Origin of the sequence: Cytobacillus sp., from assembly GCF_032154635.1 — a bacterium.
Taxonomy (GTDB): domain Bacteria; phylum Bacillota; class Bacilli; order Bacillales; family Cytobacillaceae; genus Cytobacillus.
In genome coordinates this window covers 1-6183 of sequence record NZ_JALDXW010000082.1, presented here as the reverse complement: position 1 = coordinate 6183, position 6183 = coordinate 1, and the positions used below count along the sequence as shown (strand labels likewise).

Here is a 6183-nt window from a genome sequence, read left to right as displayed (position 1 = left end):
ATTCATTTCCATCAACATCAAATATGTGAGATCCTCGACCTTCTGTAATAAAAACAGGAGGAGAGTCAACCAACGAAAATGCACGTACCGGGCTGTTCACTCCTCCAGGAATCACATTTTTTGCTTGTTCAAATAATGCTTTGGAGTAAGAATCCACTCTTTTTGTATTCATTTATTTCCCCCTCTCAATGAGTCTTCCGCTCATTTATAAGTTCAATCTCTATATTTTTTTATTTTAAAATTAAAATATAAATATTGGTAATTATCACAAAAAATTAACTTAATATAGAATATCGTCATTACTTATTTTTATGATTATTTTTCTATGATAGTTATTTCCTATGATTAGTGAGTAGTTATGAAACGTCCTAAATCAAACTCTTTTCACAAGTTTTTTGACCTTTTAAAAAGGTGTGTGTTCTGGACACTCTTTAAGGGTAAAAAGATTAGTTAAAGGCATGTTTTAATAAAACTTATTGAAAAAAGAGGAAGGTACCCAAACAGCACCTTCTTTTAGAAATTATCCCTTAACATCAGTTAAACTTGCACCAAAATTGATATGATATACATTTTCACCGATCACCAATGCTGGGACTGATTTTACTCCAACCTTTTCTGCTTCTTCAATACGATTTTGGTCTGTACCAAGATGCACCACTTCCGGAGTAATTTTTGATTTGTCAAGATAATCAAGAACCATTTGCTCCGCATCTACACAAACTGGACAACCTGCATGATAAAAAATTGCTTTTGACATTACAATCATCTCCCATATTTTTTTGTAGCATTTCTACTTAATTTAAATTTTAGAAGGTGCCATAAAAGTAAACAATATCAAATTACCTATGATATCCATAGGTAAAACTAATTGAGTTTTTCAAAAGCATTATCAGTTTCTATCGAAGTTATGTTTTATTTAACAATCAAAAGAATTAACAAAAATTAACTAGATCGTCGCTTAACAAGCGCCGAATTATTTTCTGATCATTACCAAGAGAACGGGCTTGTACTGGGGTATGTTTTAATTATTGAAAGGATCAACATTGTTATAAAATATCATAGAGGAACTAGTAAACATTCATAAAATAAAGGAGATATATCGCGGTCAAGATGTTATAAAGAAATAGTTTTGAAGGATGATCTTCATTTCTATTATTGACATAGATACAAAAGTAAATAATTTTCAAAGCTACGCTAGTGATAATAGGTATTCGTCAAAAATAACAGGTGAAGTTGTGAAATGAAAAAAATAATCAATTTCATAATCATTAACGCAGCTCAAACCTCACATGACCGAATTAGCAAGTGTTTTTGACATTTTCAAAAAATAGATATATAGGACTCTATATTACAAACTCCTATCGGGATGCCTTGCCGATTAATAACTTTTTTCACATTTACAATAGCATTTCCTTCATAAATTCGGCCCATAATCTTATCAATTTTCCACCCTTCTTTTTCACTTAATCTTGGTTTAATTGAAACCACACCAAAAATAACTTCCATATTATTCATGAGTTCTTCTTCAAGTACTAATCCGTTAATGATGTCTAAAACTAATTATTTATCATTACTTTTCTACCAGCAAGCACCCCTGTTATGAAAATAATCACCGCAACAAAAAGTAACATGTATAGCGGCGTAATCCAACTTCCTATTAAATCGTGCAGCCTACCAAAAAGAATTGGCCCTAAAGCCGCGAGGAAATAACCAAAAGATTGAGCCATTCCCGACAATTCTGATGCCTCATAACCACTTTAGTTCGTAATGTAAAAAACATTATTGACAAACTATATCCACTTCCACAGCCAATTCCAATTAAAATTACTGAAATAGTTATTAAAACAAGATTAGCACTAAATAAACCGATTGTGCCGAGAAGAAAAACAGCTCCTGTCAATGCTCCTAATATTTTTTGATTCTTCATTTTATCGGCAACAACTGGGATTAAAAAGTTAATTGGAATGAGCGCAAATAACATAAGTGAAAGTATCCATCCTGCTTGACTTGACGAATACCCATGGAACTGTAAGATATCAGGTAACCATGTTAAACATGTATAATACATCAACGATTGAAGTCCCATGAATAAAGTTACTTGCCAGGCAGTGAAAGAAGTCCACATATTCGTTTTCTTTTGATCGGATTGCAATTCAGGTTTTGGAACTGGATTTTTAACTTGCGAATACCAAATATACAGGCTAATGATTACTAAGATTCCCCATATACCTAATGCACCTTGTCACCCAAAACTGCCAATCTTTGAAATTGGTACACTAAGACCTGAAGCTAATGCACCAAAAGCGTTCTTAAACAATGCATAAAGCCCTGTCATTAAACCTACTTTAAATGGAAAGTTCATTTTTATAAGACTTGGTAATAATACATTTCCAAATGAAAATGAACTAATTGATGTTAATGGGACACGTAAAGTAGAAGCAAATAACATAATTCCAATAACTAATAATAGAACATCTTTCCTTTTAACACTTATTTGCTCCATATTTAGAGACATACGATTCCTCCTATAATCTTTTACCGGAGCCGAGCGCGCCCGCATCTACGATCAACACATGCGCATCCCGCAAGGCCTGTTGGCCTGCATCACCAATCGGCCGGAAATTCTGCTGCCTGCTATACCGAACCGGAGACATCGCTGCTACCCCCTTCTGTTTATTCATCAAAGCATCAGTGACAACTGCAAAGCCGTCCATCCCGGAATGGCGAAAATACGACATTGGCTGTGGTGCGTGAAGCACCACAGCCAATGTTTCGGCGATACTATGCATGAGCGGTATTTAATCATTCAAGACCTACAATGCGGAGTAGTTCATCAGGTCGATTTAATCTGTATTTTGCCACAGTACGCTCTGGTTGCTTGCCCCCCCACATCGCTAAGGCGAAATCGATTTGAGCCCCGTTCGCGCATTTCTGATCAAATACAGTATCTCCAACATAGAGCGTTGTCGACGGGTTGATCTTAGTTTGTTCTACATACTTGAGCAGCGGGTCAGGCTCAGGCTTATGCCTAGACGTATCGTCCGCGCAAATAATGTGTGAGAAGAGTTCGCTAATACCATGAGGCATAAAATCAACTTTGAATTCCTCGCGTAATTTGGATGTAACAACACCCGTATGAATGCCTTTTCCAACCAACTTTTTAAGCATCTCTTCAATCCCAGGATAGAGGATCATCATATGATTATTCCTTTTTACATAAAGCGTTAGCTTTTCAGCAACGCGCTTTACATCCGAAACCCCCAAGAAGTTCAAACTATTTTCACTAGTCATACCCAATATAGGAATCAATTCTTCACTCGGGTACTCCATTTTCTTTTCTTCTCTTAAAACTTGCTGTAAAGCCAAAATGATCGCTTGGTCTGAATTAAGAAGAGTACCATCCACATCAAATATAACGGCTTGAATCATATTAAAAACCTCCTATTTTTCGCAGATCAAACTCCGACTGAAGTAGGAAATGTGTTCTTTCATATAATAAAAGCTCAACGCATAGCCTTTATCCATAACCCAATCTGCTATTCGTTCAGGCGATTCGAACGAAACATGTTGTAAGTAATGAATCCTTACCTTATTCGACTTCCTTAAAGTATTCTTTCGTTTTGTTCAATGCAAAAAGAAACTGCTCTACATCCGCTTCTGTATTGTATAAATAAAAGCTGGCACGAACTGTCGCACTAGCGCCAATATGTCTCATCAACGGTTGACAGCAATGATGCCCCGCACGAATCGCGACGCCATACGTATCCAGAACCGTAGCCAGATCATGCGGATGTATCTTGCCTAAATTAAAGGTCACTAAGCCAAACCGCCCTTCCTCCGGACCATACATCGTCAAATGTTCAATTTGCTTCATTTGTTCTACCGCATAGCTGGTCAATTGCTTGTCATGTGCTTCGATGACATCCAACCCAATTTCCTCAAGAAAATCAATGGCCGCGCCCAAGCCAATTGCGCCTGCGATAATGGGAGTCCCCCCTTCTAACTTCCAAGGAAGTTCCTTCCAAGAGGCGTCATAAAAACCCACATCCGCGATCATTTCTCCGCCAAATTCGATCGGCTCCATTTGTTCGAGATAAGCCTTTTTTCCATACAACACTCCGATGCCTGTTGGTCCGCACATTTTATGTCCCGAGAAGGCATAAAAGTCACAATCCAACTCTTGAACATCCACCTTGATATGCGGAATGCTCTGGGCTCCATCTACCATGATGACTGCCCCACGATTATGGGCGATTGCCGCAATTTGTTTCACTGGATTGGCAACTCCCAATACGTTGGAAATGTGTGAAATAGATACGATTTTCGTGCGATTCGTAATCGTGTTCTCCGCTTCTTCTATTGAAAGTGTTCCGTCAGTTTGCAGTGGGATATATTTCAACACTGCACCTGTCGCCTTTGCCGCTTGCTGCCAAGGAAGGAGATTGCTGTGATGCTCCATAGCAGAGACAACAATCTCATCGCCTTCTTTGCATACGGCTCGTGCATAGCTGCTGGCGACAAGATTAATGGATGAGGTTGTCCCGCGCGTAAAAATAATTTCCGCCCCCCATTCCGCATGGATAAAACGGGCTACTTTGGCTCGCGCCCCTTCATAAGCTTCTGTTGCACGCGAGCCTAACGTATGAACACCTCGATGGACATTCGCGTTATCTTGTTCATAATAGTGTTTTAAGGTTTCTATCACCTGAATCGGTTTTTGCGCTGATGCTGCGCTATCCAGGTAAGCAAGCGGATAACCGTTAATGGTTTGACCCAGTATAGGGAAAAGTTTTCTTATGTTAGAAGTATCCAAAATCATCACCCTTTATTGCTGATTTTATTTAGTGCTTGATAATGAGCGCTGATCATCCTTTCGATATCTTCGTCGGAATGGGCTGCCGAAACGAAACTCATCTCGTAAGATGTAGGGGCAGTTAAAACGCCGTGCTTCAGCATGGCTACATAATATGCTTTAAATAACTGCATATTTGAACCTTTAGCTTTATCGTAGTCTACAAGCTCCTGCTCCGAAAAAAAGGCTAAAAACTTGGGATCCGACCCTGTTTATTTAGGGTCTTGTAAGCATATAGGCAGCAACCCTATCAGGCACTCCCGGCACGATGATTTTATCGCTAGGTCCACATACAGACATGATCATCGTTATAATCGCACTGCTCGTTCCTTGCACAGAAAAAAATGTATGATCTACCTCAAAAGCATTAGCAGCCATGCGCTGTGCTTCTTCAATCACGCCAATAGGCTGGTGAAAATCATCCAATGGCGCAATATTAATCAAATCGATGGACAAGGCATTTTCACCCAGAAAAGTTTTAAACCCGCATTCCATCCCTTCTCCTTTTTTATGACCTGGTATATAAAAAGAAATCGGGTTTCGACTCGCAAGTTCTATCAAAGCTGTAAACAACGGTGTACGACGATGATCCATTCTATTGTTCAATTCCTTTCGAAACGAGATATCATAATCAACATTATTAATCATAAATTGAGTTTAATTATTGTTCAATTCAATTAATCATATAATAACAATAGGTTATAACTATGATAAAAAAAGGAAATCAAGCCAGATGCAAGGATGGCGTTCATCCACTGCCATTCTAGATTTTAAATGAGGAAGTATGGGAGCATTCTTGAAGTGAGGCTACGTGGGTAAGATACTTATGAATGCAACCTAGACAGGGTTTCGATACAATTAGATGCCCCTCCTTTTGCAGGGTAGAAATATCAATCCCAATCTCGAAATGCGCTAGCAACTCCTCCGGAATAGGCTGGGGCACATCAAAAATAGCTCCATATTGACAATTTATGAGTTTAAATAGTTTATAAAATCTTGAAGCATTAATTAACTCTTTTCTTTAAATACAATGCAGCAAATTCATTGTAGAGGCATTTACTAATCAAAGTAACATTCGTGGAATATGTCTCTCACTACATAAGTATTTAGATAAGAATGTATTTAGAGGAGTTTATTGAAACTTGTTGAAAAATAAGGAAAATAGGTTTATACTTTTATAGTTGGTTAATTATACCAATATAATTACAAAACAGAAGAACTATGTATAAATGATACGATTATACAGCATTAGAGTTAAGCAACATCCTTGCAAACAAATAACTACAAATGCTCAGAACCAAATTTTTGATCATTATTACATGAAAACCCTT

The 6183-nt window shown here is 37.8% G+C and carries 6 protein-coding genes and 3 pseudogenes; all 9 read right to left on the bottom strand.

Annotated elements, in window-relative coordinates; all coding sequences use genetic code 11:
• Positions 1-157, bottom strand: a pseudogene (locus RUH74_RS23985) (aspartate aminotransferase family protein); the annotation flags it as partial.
• Between the two features lie 363 nt (positions 158-520).
• Positions 521-757 carry a glutaredoxin family protein gene (locus RUH74_RS23980; protein WP_313805350.1) on the bottom strand — a complete coding sequence of 79 codons (237 nt, stop codon included), beginning with the start codon at positions 755-757 and terminating at the stop codon, positions 521-523.
• Between the two features lie 563 nt (positions 758-1320).
• Positions 1321-1515: a hypothetical protein gene (locus RUH74_RS23975; protein WP_313805347.1), complete on the bottom strand. Its 195-nt coding sequence runs from the start codon at positions 1513-1515 to the stop codon at positions 1321-1323.
• Positions 1516-1690: 175 nt separating this feature from the next.
• On the bottom strand, positions 1691-2194 hold the full coding sequence (locus RUH74_RS23970) for an MFS transporter (RefSeq protein ID WP_313805353.1): 504 nt from the start codon (positions 2192-2194) through the stop codon (positions 1691-1693).
• Between the two features lie 48 nt (positions 2195-2242).
• Positions 2243-2515: a hypothetical protein gene (locus RUH74_RS23965; RefSeq protein WP_313805344.1), complete on the bottom strand. Its 273-nt coding sequence runs from the start codon at positions 2513-2515 to the stop codon at positions 2243-2245.
• A 25-nt stretch (positions 2516-2540) separates the two neighbouring features.
• Positions 2541-2654: pseudogene (locus RUH74_RS23960) on the bottom strand (ThiF family adenylyltransferase); the annotation flags it as partial.
• A 148-nt stretch (positions 2655-2802) separates the two neighbouring features.
• Positions 2803-3429, bottom strand: coding sequence for an HAD family hydrolase (locus RUH74_RS23955; protein ID WP_313805341.1), 627 nt, complete (start codon positions 3427-3429; stop codon positions 2803-2805).
• A 160-nt stretch (positions 3430-3589) separates the two neighbouring features.
• Positions 3590-4813 (bottom strand): cysteine desulfurase, encoded by a 1224-nt coding sequence (locus tag RUH74_RS23950; RefSeq protein WP_313805338.1) that lies wholly within the window; start codon positions 4811-4813, stop codon positions 3590-3592.
• Between the two features lie 300 nt (positions 4814-5113).
• Positions 5114-5446, bottom strand: a pseudogene (locus RUH74_RS23945) (arginine decarboxylase); the annotation flags it as partial.
• Between the last annotated feature and the right edge of the window lie 737 nt (positions 5447-6183).